General features: G+C 57.8%; 27 protein-coding genes. 18 read left to right on the top strand and 9 right to left on the bottom strand.

The window, feature by feature from the left end; all coding sequences use genetic code 11:
* Positions 1-71: 71 nt before the first annotated feature.
* Together QMM04_RS03220 and QMM04_RS03215 are read left to right on the top strand one after the other, a co-directional pair.
* Positions 72-1,448, top strand: coding sequence for an aldehyde dehydrogenase family protein (locus QMM04_RS03220; RefSeq protein ID WP_282995625.1), 1,377 nt, complete (start codon positions 72-74; stop codon positions 1,446-1,448).
* Positions 1,449-1,501: 53 nt separating this feature from the next.
* Positions 1,502-2,086 carry an NTP transferase domain-containing protein gene (locus QMM04_RS03215; RefSeq protein WP_104187654.1) on the top strand — a complete coding sequence of 195 codons (585 nt, stop codon included), beginning with the start codon at positions 1,502-1,504 and terminating at the stop codon, positions 2,084-2,086.
* 21 nt (positions 2,087-2,107) lie between these two features.
* Here QMM04_RS03215 and QMM04_RS03210 read toward each other — a convergent pair whose 3' ends face one another.
* From QMM04_RS03210 to QMM04_RS03195, 4 genes are all read right to left on the bottom strand, one after another.
* Positions 2,108-5,674 (bottom strand): molybdopterin cofactor-binding domain-containing protein, encoded by a 3,567-nt coding sequence (locus tag QMM04_RS03210; protein WP_282995624.1) that lies wholly within the window; start codon positions 5,672-5,674, stop codon positions 2,108-2,110.
* On the bottom strand, positions 5,671-6,204 hold the full coding sequence (locus tag QMM04_RS03205) for a (2Fe-2S)-binding protein (protein WP_058780989.1): 534 nt from the start codon (positions 6,202-6,204) through the stop codon (positions 5,671-5,673). The genes QMM04_RS03210 and QMM04_RS03205 overlap by 4 nt, the downstream gene beginning before the upstream one ends.
* A 37-nt stretch (positions 6,205-6,241) precedes the next feature.
* The gene (locus QMM04_RS03200; protein WP_021508807.1) at positions 6,242-6,703 is read right to left on the bottom strand and encodes a MarR family winged helix-turn-helix transcriptional regulator; all 462 of its coding nucleotides are present in this window, start codon (positions 6,701-6,703) and stop codon (positions 6,242-6,244) included.
* Positions 6,704-6,781: 78 nt separating this feature from the next.
* Positions 6,782-7,834, bottom strand: a complete 1,053-nt coding sequence (locus QMM04_RS03195) for a 2,5-dihydroxypyridine 5,6-dioxygenase (protein WP_136546994.1) — start codon at positions 7,832-7,834, stop codon at positions 6,782-6,784.
* Between the two features lie 322 nt (positions 7,835-8,156).
* Between QMM04_RS03195 and QMM04_RS03190 the strand changes: the two genes are divergently transcribed.
* The 8 genes from QMM04_RS03190 (at position 8,157) to QMM04_RS03155 (ending at position 16,731) form a co-directional block, all read left to right on the top strand.
* Complete coding sequence (locus QMM04_RS03190) at positions 8,157-9,305, top strand: FAD-dependent monooxygenase (RefSeq protein WP_282995623.1); 1,149 nt, start codon at positions 8,157-8,159, stop codon at positions 9,303-9,305.
* Complete coding sequence (locus QMM04_RS03185) at positions 9,302-10,123, top strand: alpha/beta hydrolase (protein ID WP_282995622.1); 822 nt, start codon at positions 9,302-9,304, stop codon at positions 10,121-10,123. The genes QMM04_RS03190 and QMM04_RS03185 overlap by 4 nt, the downstream gene beginning before the upstream one ends.
* A 47-nt stretch (positions 10,124-10,170) precedes the next feature.
* Positions 10,171-10,872 (top strand): Asp/Glu racemase, encoded by a 702-nt coding sequence (locus QMM04_RS03180; protein WP_199188990.1) that lies wholly within the window; start codon positions 10,171-10,173, stop codon positions 10,870-10,872.
* Positions 10,873-10,881: 9 nt separating this feature from the next.
* The gene (locus QMM04_RS03175; protein ID WP_282995621.1) at positions 10,882-11,520 is read left to right on the top strand and encodes an isochorismatase family protein; all 639 of its coding nucleotides are present in this window, start codon (positions 10,882-10,884) and stop codon (positions 11,518-11,520) included.
* Between the two features lie 108 nt (positions 11,521-11,628).
* On the top strand, positions 11,629-12,939 hold the full coding sequence (locus tag QMM04_RS03170; protein ID WP_021508813.1) for an MFS transporter: 1,311 nt from the start codon (positions 11,629-11,631) through the stop codon (positions 12,937-12,939).
* A gap of 510 nt (positions 12,940-13,449) precedes the next feature.
* Entirely contained in the window at positions 13,450-14,724 is a 1,275-nt protein-coding gene (locus QMM04_RS03165) for a nucleoside permease (protein ID WP_031279949.1), read from the top strand.
* A 17-nt stretch (positions 14,725-14,741) separates the two neighbouring features.
* Positions 14,742-15,764 (top strand): ADP-ribosylglycohydrolase family protein, encoded by a 1,023-nt coding sequence (locus tag QMM04_RS03160; protein WP_215481406.1) that lies wholly within the window; start codon positions 14,742-14,744, stop codon positions 15,762-15,764.
* The gene (locus QMM04_RS03155; protein ID WP_150360121.1) at positions 15,751-16,731 is read left to right on the top strand and encodes a PfkB family carbohydrate kinase; all 981 of its coding nucleotides are present in this window, start codon (positions 15,751-15,753) and stop codon (positions 16,729-16,731) included. Before QMM04_RS03160 ends, QMM04_RS03155 begins: the two co-directional genes overlap by 14 nt.
* On the opposite strand, the gene QMM04_RS03150 is transcribed toward QMM04_RS03155, so the two are convergent.
* The 5 genes from QMM04_RS03150 to QMM04_RS03130 all read right to left on the bottom strand — a co-directional run bounded on the left by QMM04_RS03150 (position 16,718) and on the right by QMM04_RS03130 (position 19,463).
* Entirely contained in the window at positions 16,718-17,458 is a 741-nt protein-coding gene (locus QMM04_RS03150) for a GntR family transcriptional regulator (RefSeq protein ID WP_058770409.1), read from the bottom strand. The two genes, QMM04_RS03155 and QMM04_RS03150, sit on opposite strands and share 14 nt — an antisense overlap.
* A 92-nt stretch (positions 17,459-17,550) precedes the next feature.
* A complete protein-coding gene (locus QMM04_RS03145) occupies positions 17,551-17,946 on the bottom strand; it encodes a GFA family protein (protein ID WP_059011473.1) in 396 nt (131 codons plus the stop codon).
* A 25-nt stretch (positions 17,947-17,971) separates the two neighbouring features.
* The gene (locus tag QMM04_RS03140) at positions 17,972-18,409 is read right to left on the bottom strand and encodes an acetyltransferase (RefSeq protein WP_238562187.1); all 438 of its coding nucleotides are present in this window, start codon (positions 18,407-18,409) and stop codon (positions 17,972-17,974) included.
* Between the two features lie 8 nt (positions 18,410-18,417).
* Entirely contained in the window at positions 18,418-18,987 is a 570-nt protein-coding gene (locus QMM04_RS03135; RefSeq protein WP_211727212.1) for a GNAT family protein, read from the bottom strand.
* 35 nt (positions 18,988-19,022) lie between these two features.
* Positions 19,023-19,463: a VOC family protein gene (locus tag QMM04_RS03130; RefSeq protein ID WP_031279954.1), complete on the bottom strand. Its 441-nt coding sequence runs from the start codon at positions 19,461-19,463 to the stop codon at positions 19,023-19,025.
* Between the two features lie 269 nt (positions 19,464-19,732).
* On the opposite strand from QMM04_RS03130, the gene gcvA reads away from it, so the two are divergent.
* From gcvA to glnQ, 8 genes are all read left to right on the top strand, one after another.
* Positions 19,733-20,617, top strand: coding sequence for a transcriptional regulator GcvA (gcvA, locus tag QMM04_RS03125; protein WP_275029606.1), 885 nt, complete (start codon positions 19,733-19,735; stop codon positions 20,615-20,617).
* A gap of 96 nt (positions 20,618-20,713) precedes the next feature.
* Positions 20,714-21,343, top strand: a complete 630-nt coding sequence (locus QMM04_RS03120; protein ID WP_282995620.1) for a LysE family translocator — start codon at positions 20,714-20,716, stop codon at positions 21,341-21,343.
* A gap of 198 nt (positions 21,344-21,541) precedes the next feature.
* Positions 21,542-22,399 carry a MurR/RpiR family transcriptional regulator gene (locus QMM04_RS03115; RefSeq protein ID WP_282995619.1) on the top strand — a complete coding sequence of 286 codons (858 nt, stop codon included), beginning with the start codon at positions 21,542-21,544 and terminating at the stop codon, positions 22,397-22,399.
* A gap of 127 nt (positions 22,400-22,526) precedes the next feature.
* On the top strand, positions 22,527-23,855 hold the full coding sequence (locus tag QMM04_RS03110; protein WP_058758950.1) for an aspartate aminotransferase family protein: 1,329 nt from the start codon (positions 22,527-22,529) through the stop codon (positions 23,853-23,855).
* Positions 23,852-24,406, top strand: coding sequence for a carboxymuconolactone decarboxylase family protein (locus tag QMM04_RS03105; RefSeq protein ID WP_176428143.1), 555 nt, complete (start codon positions 23,852-23,854; stop codon positions 24,404-24,406). The genes QMM04_RS03110 and QMM04_RS03105 overlap by 4 nt, the downstream gene beginning before the upstream one ends.
* Positions 24,407-24,533: 127 nt before the next feature.
* Complete coding sequence (glnH, locus tag QMM04_RS03100; protein ID WP_058781013.1) at positions 24,534-25,286, top strand: glutamine ABC transporter substrate-binding protein GlnH; 753 nt, start codon at positions 24,534-24,536, stop codon at positions 25,284-25,286.
* 51 nt (positions 25,287-25,337) lie between these two features.
* On the top strand, positions 25,338-25,994 hold the full coding sequence (glnP, locus tag QMM04_RS03095; protein WP_021508828.1) for a glutamine ABC transporter permease GlnP: 657 nt from the start codon (positions 25,338-25,340) through the stop codon (positions 25,992-25,994).
* A 2-nt stretch (positions 25,995-25,996) separates the two neighbouring features.
* Positions 25,997-26,719 carry a glutamine ABC transporter ATP-binding protein GlnQ gene (glnQ, locus tag QMM04_RS03090; protein ID WP_282995627.1) on the top strand — a complete coding sequence of 241 codons (723 nt, stop codon included), beginning with the start codon at positions 25,997-25,999 and terminating at the stop codon, positions 26,717-26,719.
* Positions 26,720-26,728 lie beyond the last annotated feature (9 nt).

Below are 26,728 nucleotides of genomic sequence, written 5' to 3'. Positions count from 1 at the left end.
TTTCATCTCCTGATGGCTGGCGTAAGGTAGATCTCACTCTGAACAACCCGATTTTGTGACGAAGGCATCCTATGACTGATCAAGTTATTTCTCGTAATCCCACCAGCGGCGAAATCATTGCCACTTATCCCCTGCAGAGTGCAGCCGAGCTGGAAACGGCTTTACAGCAAAGCGCCAGCGCCTTTGCGCAGTGGCGTAAGACAGAGATGGCACAGCGCGTGAAGGTACTGCGTCAGCTGGGTGAGCAGCTGCGCCAGCGTCAGGATCAACTGGCTACGCTCGCCACGCTGGAAATGGGTAAACCCATTGCGCAGGCGCGTGCCGAAGTCCTGAAATGCGCCAGCCTGTGTGACTGGTATGCTGAACACGGGCCGGCAATGCTGGCCGATCAGCCCACGCTGGTGGAAAACCAGCAGGCCTGGCAATCGTTTCGTCCACTCGGTGTGATCCTCGGGGTGATGCCGTGGAATTTTCCCTACTGGCAGGTTCTGCGTGGCGCGGTCAGCATGCTGCTGGCGGGCAATACTTACCTGCTGAAACACGCTCCGAGCGTCATGGGCTGCGCCTTGCTGATGCAGGAACTGTTTGCCGCAACCGATTTGCCGCGTGGCGCATTCAATGTGATCAACGTCGATAACGACGGTGTCTCTGCCGCCATTAAAGATCCGCGCGTCGCGGCCATCGCCGTGACCGGAAGCGTGCGTGCTGGTGGGGCTATCGCCGCTCAGGCCGGTGCGGTACTGAAAAAAACCGTGCTGGAGTTAGGCGGCGCCGATCCTTTTATCGTACTGGCGGATGCCGATCTGGATGCAGCAGTGGCCTCAGCGGTCACAGGACGCTACCAGAACAGCGGGCAGGTGTGTATGGCAGCCAAACGCTTCATCATTGAAGAGAGCATCGCAGAAGCGTTTGAGGCGCGTTTCAGCGCAGCCGTGCAGGCACTGAAAGTGGGCGATCCGCTGCAGGAAGAGACTTATATCGGTCCGATGGCACGCTACGATCTGCGTGATGAACTGGATCATCAGGTGCAGGAAACCCTGCAACAGGGTGCACGTCTGGTGCTGGGCGGCCACAAGATCGAGGGCGTCGGCAACTATTATGCGCCAACCATTCTTGCCGACGTCACGCCCGCGATGACCGCTTTTCGTCAGGAGATCTTCGGGCCGGTGGCGGCGATCACCGTCGCGCGCGATGCGCAACATGCACTGCAGCTGGCGAATGACAGCGAGTTTGGCCTGAGCGCCACCGTGTGGAGCGGCAATGAAGCGCTGGCGCAGGAACTGGCAGAGCAGCTGGAAACCGGCGCGGTGTTTATCAACGGCAACGGCGCCTCAGATCCGCGCGTCGCTATCGGTGGCGTGAAGAAGAGTGGTTATGGCCGCGAACTCTCCAGCTTCGGCGTGCACGAGTTCTGTAACATCCAGACGGTGTGGAAAAACCGTCGCTAACCCGGTCGGGGCGCGCCATACTGTGCGCCCCAACTTCCGGAAGCCATCCTTGTATGCAGACGCCAGGCATCCTCATTCTTGCTGCCGGTCTCGGCAGCCGCTTTCGTCAGGCCGGCGGTACCGGGCACAAACTGCTGGCACCGTATCCTGACGATAATGACGTACCTCAGCCGCTGCTGAAGCTGACGCTGCAGCAGGCGCAGCGCAGCGGTTTGCCGCTTCTCCTCATTATTCGGCCGGAAGATCGCGCCATTCAACAGCTGGCACAGCAGTGCGGCGTCGCGACCTGCACTATTGCCAGCGCCGGCAGCGGTGAAAGCATTGCCGCTGGCGTGCGGGCCACCGCCCACTGGCATGGCTGGCTGATCGTACCGGGTGATATGGCGTGGGTGAGGGCGGAGGATCATCAATGCGTGGCGCAGGCGCTGCGCAACGGCGCGCCGCAGGTACGGCTCAGCTGGCAAAACCAGCCGGGCCACCCGGTGGGATTTGCCGCGCACTATGGCGCGGCGCTCGCTCAACTGCAGGGCGACAGCGGTGCCCGCGCGCTGCTCGATCCGGCCATTCTCATCACTCTGCCGGCCCATCAGGGCACGATCCGCGACGCGGATCTGCCACGATCCGGGGCAAGCCGCTGACCGGCAGCGCGCCTGAATGGGTCAGTGGCTGCCGGGATTAGCGCGTACCTGCGCCACTTTTTCGCTCAGATTCTGCCACGCCGGTTGGTCAGATGCGTAGCGCTGGCGCAGCCAGGCGGCAATATCCGCAACCTGCTTATCCGACAAACTGGCGGCAAAGCCGGGCATATAACCGAGCGCATCGGTTGCCGGTTTGTCGATACCGTGCAATACCACCTGTAACAGATTATCCGGCGTCGCGCTGGTTATGCTGCTGCTGTTGGCCATCGATGGGCTGACGCCAAACAACTGCGGTCCGCCCTCGCTGGCGCTGTGGCAGGCCTGACAGGCACCTTTAAACAGCCGTTCCCCTGCGGCAGTGTTCCATGCCGGTTTTGCCGCCGGTGCAGCGACAGGGCGCGCTGCCTGACCATTGATATCCGCCAGATAGCTGGCCATGGCGCGCACATCGGCTTCCGGCAGGGTGGCGAGATGGCTTACCACCGGAGCCATTGGTCCGGCGGCAACGCCGTGCTGCGCATCGTAACCACTGCGCAGGTAGTTATACAGCGACTGCGCCGTCCACGGCTGCGGGGCTTTACTCAGCTGATTAAGCGCGGGCGCTTCCCAGCCGTCCACCCAGCCACCGACGAGGAAATTGTCCCCGCGTTTTTCCGCGCCCAGCAAATTACGCGGCGAGTGGCAGGCACCGCAGTGTCCGGCTCCGTTCACCAGATAGGCACCGCGATTCCATTCGGCGCTTTTGCGGGGGTCAGGCTGGAATTCGCCGCGCCCGAGGTAGAGCGCGTTCCAGCCTGCCATCAGGAAGCGCAGGTTATAGGGGAAGCGCATCTGGTTTTCTGCTGGTGCCTGCTGTACCGCCGGCTGCGACATCAGCCAGGCGTACAGCGCCTGCATATCGCCTTCGCTCAGCTGGCGAAAGCTGGTGTAGGGAAACGCCGGATAGAGATGATGGCCGTCGCGGCTGATGCCCTCGCGCATGGCGCGATCGAAGGCGTTAAATGACCAGCTGCCGATGCCGGTCTGTTTATCCGGCGTGATGTTGGTGGTGTACAGCGTGCCAAACGGCGTCTCCATCTTCAGGCCGCCGGCATTGGTCGCGCCGCCTTCCGTGGTATGGCATACCGCGCAGTCACCGGCGGCGGCCACCTGACGGCCACGTTCCAGCATCTCCGCCGACCAGCTTCCGGCGGCCGGGGGTGTCACGGGCGCAATCGGTGCGCGCCACGGCAGCGCGTTAATCGCCACGCCAGCGGCGAGACCGAGCAATCCTGTTACGCCACCCAGCGCCCATTTTCGGCTGCGGCGGCGGACGGTTTGGGCCGGTGCGGCCAGCTGTGGCTCCGGCTGCGGATCGGGGCCGTTCAGCGCCTGACGCAGTTTGTCAGCAGTAATGGGCAATTCGCGAAAACGGATACCGGTGGCATCAAACACCGCGTTAGCGATGGCCGCGGCGCTGGGCACCGACGCGGACTCCCCCGCGCCCAGCGGCGGTTCGTGCGGGCGCGGCACCATCATTACGTCGATATCCGGCACTTCCGGAAACGTCAGGATCGGGTAGCTGCCCCATTCCTGGCTGGCGATCAGGTTGCTTTCAATCGTCACCTGTTCTTTGAGCACCCGGCTGGTGGACTGAATGACATTGCCGTGAATCTGATGCTTTACCCCTTCCGGGTTGATCATCATGCCGGCATCATGGCCTACGGTGATGCGCGTAACGGCGATCTCGCCGCTCTGCTTATCAATCGCGACATCCGCGACCCAGGCAGCCCAGGCGGCGCCGAAGCCGGGAAATTTGCTGTGAATATAGCGTGCGTAGGCAAAACCGCGTCCGCGCAAAATGCCGGGTTCGCTGGCGGTCTGCTGAATGGCGGTGCGCGGCGTCCAGTCTGCGCGCGCAGCGGTGGAGCGCATTAGCTCGGCGGCGCGATCGTCCTGAATGTAGCGCAGCCGGTACTCCACCGGATCGACGCCTGCCGCGTGGGCCAGCTCATCCATATAGGATTCATGGGCAAAGGTGTTGGGCAGGGCTGAAACGCCGCGCATCCACGCGGCGCGTACAATCGGCGCCACGTCCTCAATGGTGACGCGCAGATGGGGAAAATCGTAAGGTGGAATGGAGGTGCGATCGCCCATTTCATACGCCAGCGCCACCGGATCGACACGGCCGGTTAGCAGCAGTGCCAGGGTGGGTGCGCCGTTGGACGGATAAGACGTAGTGAAATCATACACCTGCGGATTACCCTGCGCGTCCAGCCCGCCGTCCACCTCCATCAGCTGCGCAGTGCCTTTCGGCTCCCACACGTGTTCCTGGGCGCGCGTCAGCTGGACCCGCACCGGCTGGCCTACTGCGCGTGACAGCAGCGCCGCATCGGCGGCCACGTCATCGGCGCAGTTGCGACCGTAGCAACCGGCGGCTTCCATGCGGTTCACTTCAATGGTCTCTTCCGGCCTCTCCAGCAGCCATGCCAGATCGGCGCGCAGCAGGTGCGGGTTCTGCGTGCCGCTCCACACCTGCAGCGAATCAGGCTGATAGTCGGCCACCGCGCAGGAAGGGCCAATCGACGCATGCAGCTGATAAGGCCAGACATAGCTGCGGGTAAAACGCTGCGCGACATTCGCCAGCGCGGCATCCACTTGACCGCTGTCATGCACCACGCGCGAGGTGCGGGGATTATCACGAATAGCCTGTTCGATATCGCGCAGGTCCGGCAGGCTGTGTTCCCACGGCTTCCAGCGCACCTGTAATGCGTCCATCGCGGCGATAGCCTGCTCCTCGCGCTCGGCCACCACGCCGACAAAATCCGCGATCTGCACCACTTTCACGATGCCTTCGAGATGCGCGATCGAGCTTTCGTCAATGCTGAGCAATGAGGTGCCGACAAAGCTACCAGTGTCATAGCCCGCATACGGTGGACGGATGACCCGGCCGTGCAGCATACCGGGCACGCGCAGGTCATGCACCCACGTCAGTTCGCCGGTGGCTTTGGCGGGAATATCCACCCGCGCCGAGCTGGTACCAACCAGGCGATATTCACTGGCGGGCTTGAGTGTTACCTGATGATCAATCGGCACGATGCTGCGCTGCTGCTGCACCAGTTCGGCAAATGACAGTTGCACCCCGTTGGGGTGCTGCAGGAAACCGCCGTCCAGAGTGATGCTCTCCACCGGTAGCTGCCAGCGCGCGGCGGCCTGCTGTAACAGCCACTGGCGCGCCGTTGCAGCCGCTTTACGCAGTGGTACGGCAGAAATTTGCAATGTGGCGCTGGCGATGGTGGCACCCTGGTTGGGCACGCGTAGCGTATCGCCCAGTACCATTTGCACCTGATCCATGCGCAGATTGAGCTCTTCGGCGACGATTTGCGTCAGCGCGGTTTTCACCCCGGTGCCGAGATCGACATGGCCATTGAAGGCCCAGACGCTGCCGGAACCGTCAATAGCCAGAAACAGTGCCCGCTCTTTGGCTTTCAGCGTCGGCGTCTGGCCTTTGGGTACCAGCCCTGGCGGCGGCTGAATCTCATCGACAATCAACAGGATGTCGCTGGCTGCCAGCAACTGCTGCTGCGTGGGGACGTTAGCCGCACTCATGATGCCGCCTCCGCCTGCTGCAGGCATAAGGTGATGGCACGCTTCACCGCGCACAGAATCTCCTGATGGGTGCCACAGCGGCACAGGTTACCGCTCAGCGCCGCACGTATTTGCCGGTCATCAGGGCAGGGCTGAGCGCGCAGCAGCGCGGCGGTGGTCATGATCATGCCGTTAAGGCAGTAACCGCATTGTGCGGCCTGCGCCTCGATAAACGCCTGCTGCACCGGGTGCAGTGCTTCGCGGTTGCCCAGCCCTTCCAGCGTGGTGATAGCGCGCTGACGCACGCCATACGCCGGGATGACGCAGGCGCGCGCGGCAACGCCATCGATCAGCACGGTGCAGGCGCCGCATTCGCCCAGGCCGCAGCCATATTTGGGTCCGTTAAGCTGGAGTTGATTACGCAGCACCAGCAGCAGCGAGGTATCGCGATAGCTGCTGATGGAGTGAGTCGCGCCGTTCACCTCAAGGGCGTAATGGCACGTGGATGCAGGTGAAACCGGTGTGGCAGTCTGATGTGCCAGCATTTTCATTATTAACCGCCTTAGCGAGGCGGCTAAGCGCCCCGGGTTAGGGCTGGCTCGTATCGTCCAGCATTTTCTTCAGCAGATAAATCAGCGCGACCCGTTCGGCCGGATTCAGCTGCCCGTAAGTCATTTCGGTGATGCGCATCGCGTTGTCAGTCGTGCTGTCAATCAGGCGGTGGCCTGCATCGGTCAGCATGACAATCACTTTGCGTTTGTCGGTGGGATCGGGACCCAGACTGACCAGATCGCGCGCCTTAAGACGCTCAACCACACCGCGAATGGTGGCCTGATCGACGGCGGTATAGCGCACTAAATCGTTCTGTGCGCTCGGACCGCGATCGCGCAGCGCACAGAGGGTAATAAATTGCACGGCGGTGATCTGTGAATCACCGACGTGTTGCTGAAAAATCGCCGCATGGCGTTGATACACCTTGCGCAACAGATGGCCAACCTGCTCGGTATAGTCATAGCGCTGGTCTGCGCGCGGATCCTGCTGGTGCGACATGCCTTTATCCTTTTTCCCGGAAACTGTCAGGCAGTGTAATGCATTGTCACTGTGCTGACAGCCGTTCCCTGCGCACGATTAACGCGCGCGTGAGGCCTCCGGTGCCACCACTTCACCTTCCGCCACCACCAGCAAATCGTCCACTTTGATGTCGCAGCGGCGCAGAGCAATGTCCATATGGCACGGCGTTTTGCGCTTACCGCCCACTTCGGTGTTCGGTCCGGTCGAAAACAGGAAGTTGCCGTAAAAGGCGCGCGCGTCCATACACATGCCGTCGTTTTTGTCGTGTAATCCCATCGCTGTCCACTGCGCGCGCGGCTGCAGCCCCCAGCCGATGTGGGAAATACCGTACACTTCCGGATCGTTGAAGTAGCGCATGTAATCGCGCAGATACTCGGCTTCAAAGCCACCGTGGATGCGGGTGACAAAACCTTTCTCGATCTCCAGCGTGATGCGTTCACGCGCGTAAGATTTAAACGGCAGCAGGATGTCGCCGACGTCCAGCACCAGCACGCCTTCAGCCTGATCTTCATTCGGCCAGGTAAACAGGAAGCCACTCGGCCAGTGATCCCAGCGGCCCGGCTCATCCGCGTAGCCATATTCCGTTACCGTGGGGTACTGGCCGAGCGGGGCGCGAAAATCACTGCCGGCCGGCGACTTCACCGTCATCATGCGCGCTTTTTCCAGCACTGCCGCCGCGGCCAGCACGCGCGACTTGTCCTCTTCAGTGGGCAACATTCGTGCCAATACTTCCGGCGGCTCAACCGCCAGCAAAATTCGCGTCCCGGTTTTCAGGATTTGCTCCTGCTCCGGCGAATGCAGCAGCATCATGGTATCGACGATCAGGTCCGCCGCTTCCAGCGCGCGCTGTGCGGCAATGTTGCCGGTAAGCGCGGTATCACCACAGTAGGCGGTCATGTCGTTACCCATTGCCGTCGGGTGATTGAAGGCCGGCAGCTCAATGCAGTACACCTTCGCGCCCAATCGTAGTGCAGCATCAGTGGCGGCCTGCACGGTGCGTGCATCGGAATAGTGACTTTTCAGGATGGCGACACTCTGGCTGGCGTCGACTTTCGACAGCCGTAAAACCTGCTCGAACATCTGGCCTAACTGGCTCTGATTTACTGCCATAGCGGTTTCCTCTCAGGGTTAGATGTCAGACAATTTGCTGCGCAAAACTTCAGCTATTTATAGCGAACACGCTTTATGTGTTTGTTATAGACGTGTTGCGAAGAACAGTGCAAGCATTTCTTTTTGACATAAGAAAAGCCTATTTAACCTTATCATCAGGCTGTGATTAACATCATGTTATCGAGTTTTCACTGTAAATACGGTTGCTTTTAACAGTGTCATAACCTCAATAATTAAAGTGTATGCACTATAAATTCAGCGTCGGATTTGATCGTTTATCCGTGTGCATACCTTCAAATCAGCGTCAGTGTGAGAGGAAAATATGAGCAATATGAAACGCATCGCGGTAATCGGCGCCGGGCTGGGCGGGCTTGCCGCCGGCTCGCTGTTACAGAAAGCGGGATTTCATGTCACGGTCTACGAACAAAGCCCGGCTTTCTCCCGTCTGGGTGCCGGCATCCACATGGGGCCGAACGTGCTCAAGGTGTTTCGCCGCATGGGCATCGAACAGCAGCTGGAGGATCTGGCTTCGCATCCCGATTTCTGGTTCAGCCGCGACGGCGAGACCGGGGAGTATTTGTCACGCATTCCACTGGGCGCTTATGCGCGCAAAGAGTACGGTGCGGCTTATGTCACGGTGCACCGGGGCGATTTGCAGGCCATGCAGATGACCAGTCTGCAGCCGGGCAGCGTCCAGTTCGGCAAGTGCCTGAGCAGCGTCGAAGACAGCGGCAGCGATGTGGTGCTGCGTTTTCAGGATGGCAGCGAAGCGCGCGCGGATATCGTGATTGGTGCGGATGGTATTAATTCAAAACTGCGTGAGCATCTGCTGGGAGTGGAAGCGCCCATTTACAGCGGCTGGGTGGCGCACCGTGCGCTGATCCGCGGCGAACAACTGCGCAAATACAACCTCAGCTTTGAAGATTGCGTGAAGTGGTGGTCTGAAGATCGTCATCTGATGGTCTATTACACCACCAAAGCGCGCGACGAATATTATTACGTCTCCGGTGTGCCGCACCCGGCGTGGGATATCAAAGGCAGCTTCGTTGAAAGTAGTCAGCAGGAGATGCTGGAAACCTTTGGTCACTACCATCCGGTGGTACAGGCGCTGATCGAGTGCAGCGAATCGGTCACCAAATGGCCGCTGCTCAACCGCCAGCCGCTGCCGGTATGGAGCGAAGGGCGCATTGTGCTGCTGGGTGATGCCTGCCATCCGATGAAACCGCACATGGCGCAGGGCGCTGCGATGGCCATCGAAGATGCCGCCATGCTGTCGCGCTGCCTGACGGAGACCGGTCTTGATGATTATCGCACCGCGTTCCGCCTGTATGAAGCCAACCGCAAAGAACGTGCGTCGCGCGTGCAGTCCGTCTCTAACGCCAATACTTTCCTGCGCACCCAGGAAGACCCGGCCTGGGTGTACGGCTACGATGTGTTTGCCGCGCCGCTGAAAAGCGAGGTGACCTCATGAGCCGTTTTATGCACGGCGGTCAGGTACAGGCCAACGGCATTCGCCAGCACTATCTGCGCTACGGTGGCAGCGGGCCCGCGCTGATCCTTATACCGGGCATCACCAGCCCGGCAATCACCTGGGGTTTTGTGGCGGAAGTTTTTGCACAGCATTTTGATACCTGGGTACTGGACGTGCGCGGTCGCGGGCTCTCCAGCAGCGGTGAAGGGCTGGATTACGGCATGGAAAGCTGCGCCGATGACATCAACGCCTTCGCGGATGCGCTGGGGCTGACGCGCTATCACCTGGTTGGCCATTCGATGGGCGCGCGCTTCATCATGCGTGCGGCGGTGAAACAGCCAGCCGGCGTGCTGTCGCTGTCGCTGATCGATCCGCCGGTTTCCGGTCCGGGCCGGCGTCTCTATCCGGGGCAGTGGCCGTGGTATGAAGATTCCATTCGCGACGCGCAGCGTGGCATGGATGCTGAAGCCATGAAGCAATACTGCCCGGCCTGGAGCGATGACCAGCGTCAGCTGCGCGCCGAGTGGCTGCACACCTGCTATACGCCGGCCATCCGTCGCGCCTATGACGATTTTCACCAGCTCGATATCCATCAATATTTCCCTCAGCTACCGGCAAAAACCTTGCTGATGGTGGCAGGCAAGGGCGGCGTCATTCAGGCGGAAGATGAAGCCGAAATCCGCGAGCTGCTGCCGACCATTGAGATCAGTCGGGTAGCCGGCGCCGGTCACATGATCCCGTGGGATGATTTTCACGGCTTCTTTAATGCCTTTGGCACCTTCCTTGGCCCCTCACTGAATCCGGAGACGCAGCCATGACGCGTTCGTATCGTATCGGCCAGATTGTGCCGAGTTCCAACATCACCATGGAAACCGAAATTCCCGCCATGCTGCAGGCGCGCCAGCTGATTCGCCCGGAGCGGTTTACCTTCCACTCCAGCCGTATGCGCATGAAACATGTCAATAAAGATGAGCTGGCGGCGATGGATAAAGAGTCCGACCGCTGTGCGCTGGAGCTGTCCGACGCGCGCGTTGACGTGCTCGGCTATGCCTGTCTGGTGGCGATCATGGCGATGGGCCCGGGCTATCATCGCCAGTCGCAGCAGCGCCTCACACAGGTCACGCGCGACAACGAGGCGCTGGCACCGGTGATCACCAGTGCCGGCGCGCTGGTCGATGCGCTGCATATTATGGGCGCGAAGAAGATCGCGCTGGTGGCCCCCTACATGAAGCCGCTGACCGAGCTGGTGGTGGATTACATCCAGCGCGAAGGGATTGAGGTAAAGCAGTGGCGCGCGCTGGAAATTGCCGATAACCTCGCCGTCGCCCGCCACGACCCGGCCAATTTACCCGGCATCGTGGCGGACATGACGCTGACGGATGTTGATGTGGTGGTGCTGTCGGCCTGCGTGCAGATGCCATCGCTGCCGGCGGTGGCAAAAGTGGAGGCGCAGACCGGCAAGCCGGTAATTACGGCCGCCATTGCCACCACGTACGCTCTGCTGAAGGCGCTGGAGCTGGAGCCGGTGGTGCCGGGCGCGGGCGCACTGCTGTCCGGTGCGTGGTAAGGAGAAACCATGAGCCAGAGTGTCAGTGATAACTACGCCGGTGTCTGGGGCAACCGCATCGGTTTTGGTCAGCGTCCGGCGCTGCTGCTGATCGACTTTCTGCAGGGTTACACCACCCCGGGCGCCGCGCTATTTGCCCCGGGCGTGGTAGAGGCGGTGGCCGCTGCACAGGGCCTGCTGGCGGCGGCGCGCCAGTGCGCGATTCCGGTGATCCATACGCAGATTCGCTACCACCCGCAGCATCAGCAGGACGGCGGGATCTGGGTGCAGAAAGCTCCGGTAATGCGTGACATGGTGGAAGGCAATCCGCTGGCTGAGTTTTGTCCGGCGGTGCAGCCGCTTGCCGCAGAAGTGGTGATCACCAAACAGTATGCCAGCGCGTTTTTTGGCACGTCTCTGGCATCGATGCTGGTGGCGCAGGGCATTGATACGCTGCTGATCGCCGGCTGCTCTACCAGCGGCTGCATCCGCGCCAGCGCAGTGGATGCGTTGCAATACGGTTTTCGCGCCATGGTGGTGCGCGAATGCGTGGGCGATCGCCATGATGCGCCGCATCAGGCCAATTTGTTTGATATCGACAGTAAATATGGCGACGTGGTAAGTAAAGCCGCGGCGCTGGAGTATCTCGGGAAGTTCAGCGCCCGTTAAGGGCGCGTTTCACCTGCACGGAGTGCGCACAAACAGTCCGTTTCGGCTGCGGCTGAGACGCATAACAACATCTCCCCGACGACGGGGTTATTGCGCCCGGAGAACACCATGACTGACGTTTCAACCCGTCCTGCTGCGCTGGCAGCCGAAGACACCGCTTCGATTTATCGCAAAATCACCTGGAAGCTGATTCCGTTTCTCTGCCTGTGTTATCTCGCGGCCTACCTTGATCGCATCAATATCGGCCTGGCTAAGCTACAGATGGCGAGCGATCTGGCGCTGAGCGAGACCGCGTTTGGTCTGGGTGCCGGGCTGTTTTTTGTCGGCTATATCCTGTTTGAAGTGCCGAGCAACCTGATCCTGCAGCGGGTCGGCGCGAAGATCTGGATCGCGCGCATTATGATTACCTGGGGCCTGCTCTCGACCGCCACGCTGCTGGTGCAAACGCCGACCCAGTTCTACATCATCCGCTTTTTCCTCGGCGCGGCCGAAGCCGGTTTTCTGCCTGGCGTGCTGTTCTATCTCACCAAATGGTTTCCCTCGTGGCGCCGCAGCCGCATTATTGCGCTGTTTATGATTGGCCTGCCGCTCTCCAGCCTGATTGGCGGACCGCTTTCCGGCTGGATCATGGGGCATTTTCATGAGGTTTACGGCATGCGCGGCTGGCAGTGGCTGTTTCTGCTGGAAGGTCTGCCCAGCGTGTTACTGGGTGTGCTGACGTTCTGGCTGCTGCCGAACAGCGTCGAGAGCGCCAGCTGGCTCAGCAGCAGTGAGAAGCAGGCGGTGCTGCGCGAACTGGCGCGCGACGAAGGTGACGCCAAAGGGCTGAAACACAGCCTGCGCGATGGTCTGCTGAATATTCGCGTGGTGATGCTCGGCGGCATCGACTTCTCGATTCTGCTCAGCGCTTACGCCATGGGTTTCTGGATGCCGACCTTTATTAAGAATGCCGGCACCACCGATATCACCACCATTGGCTATCTGACGGCGATCCCCAGTCTGGCGGCGTTGATTGGCATGCTGGCGATCGGTGCCAGCTCAGACCGCCTGCGTGAACGCCGCTGGCACATCATCGTTCCGTTTATTATTGGTGCGGCGGCGATGGGCACCAGCACCTTCTTTGCTCATAACGTGGCGATGACCGTGCTGCTGTTCTCGATTGCGCAGGCGATGATTATCGGGGCGGTGCCGGTGTTTTTCAGTCTGCCCGCTACGTTCCTGAAAGGCACGGCAGCCGCGGCGGGTTTTGCGCTGGCCTGTTCGATCGCCAATATCGCCGGACTGGTGAGTAATTCCGTGATGGGCGTGGCGCTGGATCTCACCGGCAGCAGCAACGGCGCGCTGTGGTTCTTCGCCGTGTGTCTGCTGCTCAGTTCGCTGTTGGTGGTCGCGCTGCCAGCGAAGCTGGTGAATCGGTAGAAGATACCTGCGCGTTAAAGCACTTGTTATTCCCTGGTGCGCATCAATGCGCACCCTACAAAACAGTGCGAATTCGTTGTAATTATCGCCGTAGGGTCGCCATTCATGGCGACCTGGTTGCATAATCTGCATAACCAGGCGCACATCAATGCGCACCCTACAAAACAGTGCGAATTCGTTGTAATTATCGCCGTAGGGTCGCCATTCATGGCGACCTGGTTGCATAATCTGCATAACCAGGCGCGCATCAATGCGCACCCTACAAAACAGTGCGAATTTGTTGTAATTATCGCCGTAGGGTCGCCATTCATGGCGACCGCCTCACAGCCGCAGAATGCAGCTCCACACCCCGCCAGACCGTCACGCCCACCCGCACCCAATCCTCCTCGCTTATCGGTTATCCATAAGGTAAAAATCTTGTGGGATAGCTCAAACTATCAGCTAAAGGTATTATAAAGGTATCTATTCTGGTGCTAGATTGGTTCTACCAACACCGGGGAGTCTATTTCGATGAAAACTACAATTCCAAAGCTGTCGTTCATGATGTTCTTAGAGTGGTTTATCTGGGGGGCATGGTTCGTGCCGCTGTGGGCATTTCTCAGCAAAAACGGCTTTTCGCCGGTTGAGATCGCCTGGTGCTACGCCTGTACCTCCATCGCTGCCATCCTGTCACCGATTCTGGTCGGCTCGCTGGCTGACCGTTTCTTCCAGGCACAGAAAGTGTTATCGCTGCTGACAATCGCCGGCGCGATTCTGATGTTCTTTGCCGCACAGCAGACGCACTTCAGCAGCTTCTTTCCGCTGCTGCTGCTGTATGCGCTCACCTATATGCCGACCATTGCGCTGACCAACAGTATTGCGTTTTCCCACGTCGGTGACGTGGAGCGCGACTATCCGCGCATCCGCGTGATGGGCACTATCGGCTGGATCGCCTCCGGCATCGCCTGCGGTTTTCTGCCGCCGCTGCTCGGCTTTGGCGATATCTCCGCCAGCAACGTACCGTTGCTGATCACCGCGGCCAGTTCGCTGTTGCTTGGCCTGTTCGCCCTGACCCTGCCAGCCACCGAACCCAAAAGCACCGGCAAGTTCAGCCTGCGCGTGGCGCTCGGCCTCGACGCACTGCATCTGCTGAAAGATCGCAGCTTCCTCGTATTTTTCGTCTGTTCATTCCTGTTCAGTATGCCGCTGGCGTTCTACTACATCTTCGCTGAGGGATATCTGACCGAAGTCGGTCTGCCCCACGCCACCGGCTGGATGACGCTCGGCCAGGTATCAGAAATCTTCTTCCTGCTGGCGCTGCCGTTCTTCATTAAACGCTTTGGCATCGGCAAAGTGCTGCTGCTCGGTCTGGTCACCGCCGCGCTGCGCTACGTGTTCTTTGTCTTCGGCGGCGATCAAAACCTGCTGACCTTCGGCCTGCTGTTTATGGGCATTCTGCTGCACGGCGTCAGCTACGACTTCTACTTCATCACCGCCTACATTTACGTGGATAAGAAAGCGCCGGTGGCGATGCGTAACGCTGCGCAGGGCCTGATCACCCTGGCCTGTCAGGGCATCGGCAGCCTGCTGGGTTACCGCCTCGGCGGCTATCTGATGCAGGAGATGTTCGCGTATGACCAGCCGCGCAACGGCCAGACCTTCAACTGGGCGGGGATGTGGATGTTTGGCAGCGTGATGATAGTCATCATCACCATCGCCTTTATCGTCCTGTTCCGCGACGGCAAAAAACGCAGTGATGAATTAACCGCTTTTGAAAACTCAGCAACCGCTGACAGCCATAAATAAGAGATGTAACCATGACGATGACACACCAGGAAAAACGGATTTTGGGCGCATTTTACGGCCAGGCATTGGGCGATGCGATGGGCATGCCATCGGAACTGTGGCCGCGCAGCCGCGTGAAACAGCACTTCGGCTGGATTGATCGCTTCCTGCCCGGCCCGGCAGAAAACAATGCCGCCTGCTACTTTGGCCGGGCGGCTTTTACTGATGACACCTCAATGGCGCTGGCGCTGGCCGATGCCATTATCAGCCACGACGGCGAAATTGATGCGGAAACCATCGGCGCCAATATTCTGCGCTGGGCGGAAGCGTTTGATGCCTTTAACAAAAATGTGCTCGGGCCGACCTCCAAAATCGCGCTTAACGCGCTGAAAAACGGTACGCCGGTGGCGCAGCTGGAAAATAATGGCCTGACCAACGGCGCGGCGATGCGCGTGTCACCGCTGGGCTGTCTGCTGCCAGCGTGTGACCTGCCGGCTTTTATTGACGCTGTCGCGCTGGCCTCCAGCCCGACACACAAATCCGACGTGGCGATTGCCGGTGCCACCGCGATCGCCTGGGCAATCTCCCGCGCGATTGACGGTAGCGACTGGGCAACAATTCGTGACGAACTGCCGGCGATTGCCCGCGCGGCGCAGGAGCGGCGCGTCACCACTTTCAGTGCGGCGATGGCGGCCCGCATCGAACTGGCGTTGCAGGTGGTGGCGCAGGGCAGGGGCACCGAGTCGACCATGCAGCAGATCTACGATCTGGTCGGTACCGGCACCAGCACCATTGAATCGGTACCAGCAGCGATCGCCATGGTCGAACTGGCAGCCACCGATCCCAATCGCTGCGCCATTCTGTGCGCCAATCTGGGCGGCGATACGGATACCATCGGCGCGATGGCGGTTGCTATCTGTGGCGCGCTGCACGGTATCGACGCGATCGATGCGCAGCTAAAAGCGGAGCTGGATGCCGCTAACGCGCTGGATTTCACCCATTACAGCCGCGCGTTTGTCCGTTTCCGCCAGCAGCGCGAGGCCGCCTATGCTGACGCCTGACGATCTGTCCCGACTGGCGGGCCGGTTGCCAGTGTGCGTGGTGGGGGCGGCGGTAGTGGATGTGATTGCCGATGCCTGGACGTTGCCGTATCGCGGCAGCGACATCGAACTGCATCAGCAGGGCGTGAACGTTGGCGGCTGTGCGCTTAACGTCGCCATTGCGCTGCATCGTCTCGGCATTCCTTCTATCAACGCGCTGCCGCTGGGGAACGGTATCTGGGCCAGTATCGTGCGACAAAAGCTGGCGGAATACGGTGTGCAGAGCGTACTGGAAAATGCGCACGGTGATAATGGCTGGTGTCTGGCGCTGGTCGAGCCGGATGGCGAGCGCACCTTTCTTTCCGTTAGTGGCGTGGAAAACCAGTGGGACGCCGCGCTGTTGCGCACATTGCCGCAGCCGGCGCAGCGCTGGATCTATCTCTCCGGTTATCAGCTCACCAGCAAAAGCGGCGAGGTGCTGATCGACTGGCTGGAGCAGCAGGCACCGCCGTATCAGCTGCTGGTGGATTTTGGCCCGCGGCTGGCGGACATCGGCGAGGCGCAGTTTGCGCGCATCATGGCGTTGCAGCCACTGATTACAGTGAACAGGCAGGAAGCGGAGCTGCTGTGGCATGAGCGTCTGCGCGCATCCGAACCTTTCGACGCCCATCAGCTGATGGCGCGCTGGCAGCAGCAGTTTGGCGGCGCAATGGTGTTAAGGCTGGACAGCGAAGGTGCCGGATACATCGACGCTGAGGCGCAGGGCTGGGTGCCCGCACTGGCGACAACGGTGGTTGATACTATCGGCGCGGGCGACAGCCATGCTGGCGGATTACTGGCGGGATTAGCGTCCGGCTGGTCACTGGCGGAGAGCGTTGCGCTGGGCAACGCAGTGGCGTCGTATGTGGTTTCCCGGCGCGGTGGCGACTGTGCGCCCGATCGCGCCACCCTGCGCGCTTACTGGCAGCAACGCCTTACTCAGCAATAAACACGTACATATCGCTGCGGCAGTAGCTGATGCTGTACTCCAGCGGATTGCCCTGTGCGTCGAGTGCCAGCTGCTTAATCACCAGCACCGGCACATTGGCGGGCAGGGCAATTTGCTGCTGCAGGGCTTCGTCCGGCATACGCGCACTGACCCGGCTCTGGGATTTCACCGGCAGGATCTGCTGGCGATGAAAATAGTCATACAGCGAAATACCAATCTCATCGGCATCGGCAATGTAGCGCGCCGGCACCCATGACTCTTCAACCGAGACCGCCTGGCGGTCAACATAGCGAATACGTTTCAGCAGATAGACATCGCTGCCCGTGCTCAGCCCCAGTTTTTCGGCGATCTCTGCGCTACAGGCAATTTTGCTTTTATTGATCCACACGGTGTCCGGCGTTTTACCGCGCAGCACCGCCTGCTGCGACAATCCTTTTGGCTCTTTGAGTGAATATTCAAACTGGCTGCAAATCTGCGTGCCGTAGCCGCGGGAACGGAACACGACGCCCTCTTTTTCCAGCTCGTCCATGGCTTTACGCACGGTGATGCGCGAAATGTTCAGCGACTGGCTGAACTCGCGCTCGCCCGGCAGGATCTCTTCGTGCACCAGCGTGCCATCGCGCACCGCATCTTTAATCGCACTGGCAAAGCGTTTGTACAGCGGCGTGCGGCTCTCTGCCGCCAGTGTGGTGGTCAACCGCGCCAACAGCGCATTGTGGTCAGTCATAGCGGGCAGGGCACTCACTCGGGTCAGCGGCAGGAACCGCTATAATACTGAATTTTAATGCGGCGCGCAGCCAGCGGCGTTTTGACCAGCCATCATGTCTCTTTATCCTGCTGATACTGAGGCACATCGTCGCGTTCTGTTAGCCACGGCACGGTGTGCGAGCACCAGATATAGGAAACCGGCGTCTGAGCGGGATCGTCGTCCAGCGTGGCCACACGCAGAATCACGTGGCTCTGATGAGGTCTTTCAGCCATCAGATGAGATCCGCAGACTGAACAGAAATAACGCAACTTATCCGGGGAAGAATTAAATGCCGTCAGAAATTCTTCTCCCTGGGTCCACCTGAAATCCTCACGCCGCACGCGCGCTGTGGAGGTATAAGCGGCGGCGTGCGCTTTCCTGCAGGTATGACAGCAGCAATGCGTAATGCTGCCCGCCAGGCGATCGCATTCGTAGCGCACACGTTTACAGAGACAACTTCCGTTCATTTTTTCTCCTGATTCCTGTGCCGGATTATTGCATCAGCTTCAGATGGAGGAGGGGAAACGGTTTCCCCTCACCATCAACGGAAGACCGTCCCGTCATCTGAAAGCCCAGATGCTGATAAAACCCGAGCGCGGCGGTATTTTGTTCGTTAACGTCCACTTTCTTCGCTGAAAGATGACGGATAGCGTAATGGACTAACCGTGCACCGATCCCTTTTTTGTGATGAGCGGGCGAGACGAAAAGCATCTCGATATTCTCATCCTGTAAGCCGATGAATCCAACAATGTCATGGTTTTCATCGGTCATCTTTCTCAGAACAACGGCGTCAAAATAATTTTCCAGAATAAGCTGTCTGAGCCGCAGGATATCCTGTTCATTCAGGAAATGATGCGTTGCCCGGACGGCAGCCTCCCAGACCTGAATCAGTAAGTGATACTCTTCCTTGCTTACTTCGCTAATTGTCACTATGTCTCCTAAACATGCCTACGCGATGGCTTAACGCAATGCCTGCGCCAATCGCTGGCCAGCCGCGCATAAAGATATTCATCGCCCCACATCCCTTTGAAAAAAATATTCTGCCGGTAGTGCGCTTCACGGCGAAAATTCAGCTTTTCCAGCAGGTTTATGGCGCGAATATTACGTGTGTCTACTACGGCTGTAAGCCGGTGTTTTGCAAACTGCGTGAAAAGCAGAGTAACGATGGCACTCATTGCTTCAAGCGCAAAACCCTGTTTCTGAAATCCGGCATCAAATGTCATGCCGAGTTCAGCTTGTCTTCCTTCATCAAAAAAATGAATTCCGATGTCCCCTATTAGCCGGTCGTCTTCCTGGTGTGCTACGGCAAGCTGAAACCAGGTGTTATCGCTGTTGAATGGCAGCGCATCCTGCTGCGCATATAATTTCTCAGCGTCCTGCCAGGTAAATTCTTCCCAGCTCTGATAACGAGCAACGTCTGGCAGATTGCGATAGCGCGACAGATGCGGCAAATCAGCCACTGTCAGCTTGCGCAACACCAGGCGTTGAGTATAAATCGGCAACGTCAGTGCCATATGTTCTCCGCTGCCTGCGTGCAGGCGAGTTAAAGTAAACCGGGAGCGGTGCGTATCGCTTCAAGCCCGACGCGCTGCCCGAAAGACAGCTCCAGCGTATTGCCATCAGGATCGGCAAAAAATACGTAATATCCCACCGGTTCGCCAGCCTCTTCGGGGGCTTTGCGTAACACGCCTTCGGCGACGGCCATCGCTGTTTTACGATCGATCTCTTCGCGTGACGCACAGGCAATGCCTAAGTGTCCAAATTTACCCAGTGGCGTATCTGACACGTCATCCGCCTGCACCAGAACCAGCGCGAAAGGACGGGTATGATCGCTCAGCCATGCCACCTTGCGGGCAGCCGGGACGTCAGGTTCACGGGTGTGTATCACCTTCATTCCTGCATAGCGGCGGTAGAAATCCATGCTCTTCTCCAGATCCCTCACCATAAACGCAACGTGGGTAAATCCAACATCGATATCCTTCATCTGCATCCTGTCTCCATTTATTGCCTCCCTGACACGACAAAAACTCAAGCCTGGTAAAGGTTAATTGCCATAAAGGGCCTGGTCGCTGATCATTTTTCCGTGTGGAGGCGTGATGCGTGAAACGGTAATTTCTCTTAAAATTTCATTGTAACTCAACAGTTTTTGAATAAAAACGACACGGCATCGCGTGCTATTTGCCTATTAATAACGTTGACGGAGAGGAAATAAAAACGATTTAATTTCCGCCTGTTTTTTAGGAAAACTAAACAATGCGAAACAGCCTGCCTTCTCTTAACGCCCTGAAGGCGTTCGAATCCGTTGCCCGGCACCTCAGCATGACCCTTGCAGGCCAGGAGTTGCACGTCACGCCCGGCGCGATCAGCCTGCACATCAGGGAACTGGAACGGCAGCTGGGCCTGCCCCTGTTTCAGCGAAATGGACGCAAGCTGGCACTGACGGCATCCGGTCAGGGCTATTACTACTCGATTGCTTCGGCTTTCAGCCTGATGCGTGAAGCCACTGAAACGCTGGTGCAAGAGACACAAAAAAATACCATCACGCTGGCCTGCACCACCGGATTTGCGACTCACTGGTTACTGCCGCGACTGACTGATTTTGAACGTGCCTGTCCGGATATTGACCTGCGCATCAGTGCCACTTCCCGCATTCAGTCTTTCGCCACGGATGGTATCGACCTGGCCGTACGGCATGGTAATGGTTTTTGTGAGGGTTGCGTGAGTGAGAAGCTGATCGACGACGACTACCTTGCAGTCTGCATTCCTGCTGTGGCGCAGCAGCTGGGGGAACCGCCGGCACTTGCCGCACTCGGTCGCGTCACGTTACTGCATGATATGCACCGGGAAGACTGGCAGCGCTGGCTCGCTGAAGCCGGTGTCGGGCATATTGATTCCGGTAAAGGGCCTTTGTATAGCGATGGCAGCGGGGCGTGGCTGGCGATGCTTGCCGGCATGGGTGTAGCGCTGATGCGCAGACGATTTGTTCAGGCGAATCTGGCATCCGGTGAAGTGGTGGCACCGTTTCCAAATACGCTGAATACCGGACACGCGTACTGGCTTATTACGCCTCACGAAGCGCTGCTGCGTTCTGCCGTGGTAAAAGTAAGAGCCTGGCTCATGCAGCAGTCCACAGAATAGAACAGCGTCCGGCATTTCTTCATATCAACAAGACATAGTAAATTTCTGAGCAAGCCGATATAACAGGTTCAGGATATTTCACCTGCAGAGGATATCATGGCGCTTTCACACGAATTAATGCTGATTTACACCACTTATTTTGTGGCAACGGCCAGCCCTGGTCCGAGTAATATGGCGATTATGGGAACGGCGATGAATAAAGGGCGCGGTGCCGCCTTAGCGCTTGCGGGCGGGGTAATTGGCGGCTCAATGCTGTGGGCGCTGCTGGCGGCCTGCGGGGTATTAACCGTTTTGGCGACGTTTGCCCAATTGCTGCTGGTGTTGAAAATCGGCGGCGGGTTATATCTGTTGTGGCTGTCGTACAAAGCCGGTAAATCTGCGTTAACCCGCACCGCTGCCGATAAAACCGTTATCAGCGATTACCGCGTTGCATATGGCGCGTTATTTCGGCAGGGAATTTTGATGCACGTCGGTAATCCTAAAGCCATTTTAACCTGGGTCGCAATCATGTCCGTCGCGCTCAAACCGGACGCCGCAGCCTCGACCTTACCGCTGATTATTCTCGGCTGTGCGGCAATTTGCGTCGCGGTATTTTGCGGCTATGCGCTGATATTTTCCACCGCAGCAATGAACGCGTTTTACCGCCGTATCCGCCGGGGATTAGATGCGCTATTAGCCTGCTGTTTTGCCATTGCCGGACTGAAACTGGTGTTGAGTCGTCAATAAAGCAAATTTTTAACCTCAGGTTCGCCCTCCATAGCAACAGGCCGCTCAGTTAAGTAAACCACCATGAGCAGCCTGATTGTCGCGGCGCGATGCATCGCGCCCTGCTTCAGGCCGTCACTCCGGTGTGATATCCGCGCCTAGAGTCTTGATCTCAAATGTGTTTAGATACCTGAACGTCAAAGCCTGTGAATCGTTGCCATGAATCTAAAGGAAACTATCGTCCGCGAGTTCAGTGAATTATCGCCAGAACTACAGCGAGCTGCCGAATTCTCACTGCAGAATGCCAATCAACTGGTGGTGCAATCCATGCGCACCTTTGCGCAGCAGGCCGGGGTGAAACCGGCAACGCTGCTGCGCCTGGCGAAACGGCTGGGCTATAACGGCTGGAGTGAACTCAAAGACGCATTCATCGATGACATCGGCCTGCGCAATGATACCTATGTCTCGAAAGCGGAAAAGCTGGTGGCCGCCGGCACGCAACCGCAGCTGTATGATGCGATGTTTCAGGCCCATCAGACCAACCTGGCCTTTACGCAGAACGAAAACCGCCAGGCAATGGAACAGGCCGTGACCTTACTCGATGCGGCTGACAATGTTTACATCTGCGGCTTCCGCGCCAGCTTTCCGATCGCCTGGTCATTATTTTATGTATATCGGCTGTTCAATCGTCAGGTGTCACTGGTGGATGGTCTGGCGAGCAACATCGAAGTTTTCACACGTGAACTGACCGCCGCCGATTGCCTGTTGCTTACCAGCTTTGCCCCTTATTCACGCGAATCACTTGATGTATTGCGCGCAGCACAGCAGGCGGGCGCAAAGATCATCGCCATCACCGATTCACCGGTCTCGCCGCTGGCGCAGGCCGCTGATTGCTCGCTCCAGTTTTCACTGGACAGCCCATCGTTCTTCCCGTCTGTCGTCTCTGGCATGGGCCTGGCAGAGTGCCTGCTGGCGATGCTGGTGGCCCGTCATGGACGTGATGCGGTCAGTAAAATTGAAAATGCCGAACGCTATTTAATCGATTCCGGCGCTTACGTGCATGCCGGCAAATCCTGACAGATGATTCATTTGTGTCTGTCATAAGAATATTGAATGCGATTGAATCATTATTGCGTTGACGTGATTCAAATGGATCCTGCAAGATACGTTTCAACAACGAAGCGTATTCAGGAGCAGGACCAGCATGAGCCGTATCATTCACCGCAGTCTGCGCAGCGTGCCCGCCGTGGCTACGCGCGCACACGGGGCCTACATTTTTGATGCACAGGGAAAACAGTATCTTGATGCCTGCGGTGGCGCCGCCGTTTCCTGCCTGGGCCACGCCCATCCTGACGTCCTCGCAGCCATGCATCGTCAAATCGATCAACTGGCTTATGCGCATACCAGTTTCTTCACCAGCGATACCGTTGAACAGCTCGCCGAACAGTTAACGCGCACCGCACCGGGCGATCTTAACTATGCCTATTTCGTATCGGGCGGTTCTGAGGCGGTGGAAACCGCGCTGAAACTGGCCCGGCAATACTTTGTTGAGATCGGACAGCCCGCGCGTACCCGTTTCATCGCCCGCAAACAGAGCTACCACGGCAATACGCTGGGCGCGCTGGCGGTGGGTGGCAACGAATGGCGCCGGCGTCAGTTCGCACCCCTGTTAATCGACGTGATTCGCGTTTCCGCCTGCAATGAGTATCGCGATCGCCGTGCCGATGAAACCCAGCAGCAGTATACCCAGCGGCTATTGAGCGAGCTGGAGCAGGCGATTGTCGATGCGGGCCCGGAAACGATTATTGGCTTCTGCGCGGAGACGGTGGTCGGTGCGACCAGCGGTGCCACGCCGCCGACGCCGGGCTATCTGCAGGGTGTACGTCGCCTGTGCGAAAAGTACGACATTTTGTTTATCGCCGATGAGGTGATGTGCGGAATGGGGCGTACCGGCACACTGCACGCGTTCGAACAGGATGGCGTGGTACCTGATTTGGTCACCATCGCCAAAGGACTGGGTGGCGGTTATCAACCCATCGGCGCGGTGCTGGCCAGTGAGAAGATCGTGTCTGCGCTGCAGGCTGGCAGCGGTCTGTTCCAGCATGGACACACTTATATTTGTCATGCGACAGCCGCTGCGGCGGCGTTAGCAGTACAGCAGGTGATTGAGCGCGACCATCTGCTGGAGGCGGTTCAGCAGCAGGGCGCTTATCTGCACAAGGCGCTTCGCGACGTGCTGGGGGAGTTACCGCACGTGGGTGATACGCGCGGCCGCGGCTTGTTTGCCGGTGTGGAGCTGGTGCGTGATAAAGCCACAAAAACCCCGTTCGATCCGGCGATGAAACTTCACGCAGCCATCAAGGCCAACTGTATGGCGCGCGGTTTGCTGGTCTATCCGATGGGCGGCACGCTGGACGGGCAATATGGCGACCATATTTTAATTGCCCCACCGTTTATCGTCACCCCGCAACAACTGGATTTTGTCGTGGATACGCTGAACACCGTGATACGTGAAGAGACCGGCAAATTATGATTAACCGATTACCGCCGCTGGCGGAGCAGGACTGGGATGAGCAGCAACGTCCGCTCGCGGAAGAGATTATCAACGGGCCGCGCGGTGCGCTGCTACCTCCGTTTGAGCCGCTGCTGCGCAGCCCAGAGTTAATGGCACATGCACAGCGTATGGGGGAATATCTGCGCTATCGCAGTGCGCTGGGCCAGCGGTTATCGGAACTGGCGATTTTAATGACGGCAAGGCACTGGTCACAGCCGGTAGAGTGGGCAATCCATGCGCCGATAGCGCGCGAAAAGGGGATTTCTGCTGCAGCAGTGCAGGCCATCAATGAAAAACGTCAGCCCGCGGATTTGCAGCCTGATGAGTGGGTGATTTATCAGTTTTGCCAGCAGTTACATCAGCAACAGAAAATCAGTGATGCCACCTGGCAGCAAGCCATCGAATTATGGGGCGAGAAGGGCGTGGTGGATTTGATAGGCATTAACGGCTATTACAGTTTTCTCTCGATGATCATGAACGGCGCACAGACGCCGGTACCCTTTACGCAGGATCACTTGCTTCCTGCATAAGTTGTCGCATTACTCCGGGCGTACCTGATACGCCCATTATATTAACCACCTTCTTTGACCATGTCCGCCGGGTTATTTCGCTGGATGACAATCATTGCACGCTACATTACTGACGCTGAGGGTTATTATGTCTGCATTTTTAAATAAATTAAAAGTTACACTGGCATTGGTTGCCTGTTCCGCCAGTTTTACCGCTGCGGCGCAGGAGAAATTAACCGTCGGGGTTGATACGGCTTTTGTTCCTTTTGAATTTAAGCAAGGTGATAAATACGTCGGCTTTGACATTGATTTATGGGATGCCATCGCGAAGAAAATGCATATCAGCTATGAATTACACCCAATGGACTTTGGTGGCCTGATTCCGGGGCTGCAATCGCGGAATCTGGATGTCGCGATGGCAGGCATTACCATTACCGATGCGCGTAAGCAGGTGGTGGATTTCAGCAACGGTTATTATGATGCCGACTTATTAATGGCTGTCAAAAGCGATGATAACAGCATTAAGAAATTCAGCGATTTAACCGGCAAGAAAGTGGGTCTGAAACAGGGCACGGCCGCAGCCAGCTTTATGAAAAGTAAATACAAGGCAAATTATGTTGAGTTTCCTAATATCGACAACGCCTATCTGGATTTGCAGGCCGGCAACCTTGATGCGGTGGTCCATGACTCGCCCAATGTGCTGTACTACGTGAAAACGGCGGGCGATGGCAAAGTCAAAGCCAGCGGTGAAAACGACACGATTCTGCCGCAGCAGTATGGCTTTGCCATGCAGAAAAACAGCAGCCTGACACCTAAGATCAACGCCGCGCTGCAGGCCCTGCGCGCGGATGGGACTTACAGCAAAATCTACGTGAAATGGTTTGCTAAGCAGCCGAAATAATCCTGCCAGGCCGGAGCCCTCCGGCCTTATTTAGCGTTTACAGGTTAAATTATGAATTTTGACAGTAAATATATCTGGGAATCTCTGCCGCTACTGCTGCAGGGGCTGCAGCTGACCTTGATTATTTCGCTGTCAGGTCTGCTGGGCGGTTTTATTATTGGCTTACTGGCGGGAACCTGCCGTGCTCTGGGCGGAAAAATCGCCAAAACGCTGTCACTTATTTTTGTCGAGCTTATTCGCGGTACGCCCATCATGGTGCAGGTAATGTTTATCTATTTTGCACTACCGATGGTGTTGCCGATAAGAATTGATCCCGTCACCGCCGCGATCGTGACCATTGTGATTAACTCCGGTGCCTACATTGCTGAAATTACCCGGGGCGCGATCCTCTCAATCAATAAAGGCTTTAAAGAAGCGAGTCTGGCGATGGGCTTATCGCAGCGCAGTACGCTGTGGTATGTCATCATGCCTTTAGCGTTACGCCGCATGATTCCGGCTTTAGGTAACCAGTGGATTATCAGTATTAAAGATACCTCACTGTTTATTGTGATTGGCGTGGCAGAACTGACGCGTCAGGGGCAGGAGATCATTGCGGGTAATTTCCGTGCGCTGGAAGTGTGGACGGCGGTGGCCATGATTTATCTGCTGGTGACGTTATGCCTGAGCTTTTTACTGAAGCAGCTGGAAAAAAGGATCCATATTTTATGAGCATGGTTGAATTTAACGCAGTGTCGAAAAATTTCGGTGCCACGCAGGTCCTGCACAATATCAATTTAAAAATTGAGTCCGGCGAGGTGGTGGTGATTATCGGCCCTTCAGGTTCAGGAAAATCAACGCTGCTACGCTGCATCAACAAACTGGAAGAGATCTCATCCGGGACGCTGCTGGTCGCCGGAATGCATATCACCGATCCGCATGCGAATGAATGTGATATCCGCCGCGAAGCCGGCATGGTGTTTCAGCAGTTCCACCTGTTCCCGCATCTGACTGCACTGGAGAACGTGATGTTCGGCCCGATTCGCGTGCGTCATCAAACGAAAGCCGCGGCGCGCGAGCAGGCGCTGGCGCTGCTGGAGCGCGTTGGCTTGCGCGATCGCGCCAGCCATTATCCGTCTGAACTTTCAGGGGGCCAGCAGCAGCGCGTGGCGATTGCCCGGGCACTGGCCGTCAGGCCGAAAATGATGCTGTTCGATGAGCCGACCTCCGCGCTGGATCCGGAGTTACGTCATGAAGTGCTGAAAGTGATGCGCTCGCTGGCTGAAGAGGGCATGACCATGGTGATTGTGACGCATGAGATTGGCTTTGCCCGCGATGTGGCTTCGCGGCTGATCTTTATTGATGGCGGTACCATTGTCGAAGATGGGCCACCTGATATGCTGCTGACTGCCAGCCGTAATCCGTGTCTGAAAGAATTTTTGCAACATGTATCCTGAAATGAAGTG

The sequence above is a fragment of the Pantoea sp. Pa-EAmG genome (genome assembly GCF_030024295.1).
In the GTDB taxonomy this organism is placed as follows: Bacteria; Pseudomonadota; Gammaproteobacteria; order Enterobacterales; family Enterobacteriaceae; genus Pantoea; species Pantoea dispersa.
Note: the sequence above shows the minus strand (reverse complement) of the source record. Positions and strands in the feature narration are given on the sequence as shown.

Excerpts from the sequence above, each read along its gene's own strand:
- QMM04_RS03190 (WP_282995623.1), top strand. The coding sequence starts at position 8,157 with ATGAGCAATATGAAACGCATCGCGGTAATCGGCGCCGGGCTGGGCGGG.
- QMM04_RS03110 (WP_058758950.1), top strand. The coding sequence starts at position 22,527 with ATGAGCCGTATCATTCACCGCAGTCTGCGCAGCGTGCCCGCCGTGGCT.
- QMM04_RS03150 (WP_058770409.1), bottom strand. The coding sequence starts at position 17,458 with ATGACTGACCACAATGCGCTGTTGGCGCGGTTGACCACCACACTGGCG.
- QMM04_RS03205 (WP_058780989.1), bottom strand. The coding sequence starts at position 6,204 with ATGAAAATGCTGGCACATCAGACTGCCACACCGGTTTCACCTGCATCC.
- glnQ (WP_282995627.1), top strand. The coding sequence starts at position 25,997 with ATGGTTGAATTTAACGCAGTGTCGAAAAATTTCGGTGCCACGCAGGTC.
- QMM04_RS03160 (WP_215481406.1), top strand. The coding sequence starts at position 14,742 with ATGACACACCAGGAAAAACGGATTTTGGGCGCATTTTACGGCCAGGCA.
- QMM04_RS03115 (WP_282995619.1), top strand. The coding sequence starts at position 21,542 with ATGAATCTAAAGGAAACTATCGTCCGCGAGTTCAGTGAATTATCGCCA.
- QMM04_RS03210 (WP_282995624.1), bottom strand. The coding sequence starts at position 5,674 with ATGAGTGCGGCTAACGTCCCCACGCAGCAGCAGTTGCTGGCAGCCAGC.
- QMM04_RS03105 (WP_176428143.1), top strand. The coding sequence starts at position 23,852 with ATGATTAACCGATTACCGCCGCTGGCGGAGCAGGACTGGGATGAGCAG.
- QMM04_RS03200 (WP_021508807.1), bottom strand. The coding sequence starts at position 6,703 with ATGTCGCACCAGCAGGATCCGCGCGCAGACCAGCGCTATGACTATACC.
- QMM04_RS03215 (WP_104187654.1), top strand. The coding sequence starts at position 1,502 with ATGCAGACGCCAGGCATCCTCATTCTTGCTGCCGGTCTCGGCAGCCGC.
- QMM04_RS03175 (WP_282995621.1), top strand. The coding sequence starts at position 10,882 with ATGAGCCAGAGTGTCAGTGATAACTACGCCGGTGTCTGGGGCAACCGC.
- QMM04_RS03130 (WP_031279954.1), bottom strand. The coding sequence starts at position 19,463 with ATGAAGGATATCGATGTTGGATTTACCCACGTTGCGTTTATGGTGAGG.
- QMM04_RS03180 (WP_199188990.1), top strand. The coding sequence starts at position 10,171 with ATGGAAACCGAAATTCCCGCCATGCTGCAGGCGCGCCAGCTGATTCGC.
- QMM04_RS03145 (WP_059011473.1), bottom strand. The coding sequence starts at position 17,946 with ATGAACGGAAGTTGTCTCTGTAAACGTGTGCGCTACGAATGCGATCGC.
- QMM04_RS03120 (WP_282995620.1), top strand. The coding sequence starts at position 20,714 with ATGGCGCTTTCACACGAATTAATGCTGATTTACACCACTTATTTTGTG.
- QMM04_RS03165 (WP_031279949.1), top strand. The coding sequence starts at position 13,450 with ATGAAAACTACAATTCCAAAGCTGTCGTTCATGATGTTCTTAGAGTGG.
- glnH (WP_058781013.1), top strand. The coding sequence starts at position 24,534 with ATGTCTGCATTTTTAAATAAATTAAAAGTTACACTGGCATTGGTTGCC.
- QMM04_RS03155 (WP_150360121.1), top strand. The coding sequence starts at position 15,751 with ATGCTGACGCCTGACGATCTGTCCCGACTGGCGGGCCGGTTGCCAGTG.
- QMM04_RS03195 (WP_136546994.1), bottom strand. The coding sequence starts at position 7,834 with ATGGCAGTAAATCAGAGCCAGTTAGGCCAGATGTTCGAGCAGGTTTTA.
- gcvA (WP_275029606.1), top strand. The coding sequence starts at position 19,733 with ATGCGAAACAGCCTGCCTTCTCTTAACGCCCTGAAGGCGTTCGAATCC.
- glnP (WP_021508828.1), top strand. The coding sequence starts at position 25,338 with ATGAATTTTGACAGTAAATATATCTGGGAATCTCTGCCGCTACTGCTG.
- QMM04_RS03185 (WP_282995622.1), top strand. The coding sequence starts at position 9,302 with ATGAGCCGTTTTATGCACGGCGGTCAGGTACAGGCCAACGGCATTCGC.
- QMM04_RS03170 (WP_021508813.1), top strand. The coding sequence starts at position 11,629 with ATGACTGACGTTTCAACCCGTCCTGCTGCGCTGGCAGCCGAAGACACC.
- QMM04_RS03220 (WP_282995625.1), top strand. The coding sequence starts at position 72 with ATGACTGATCAAGTTATTTCTCGTAATCCCACCAGCGGCGAAATCATT.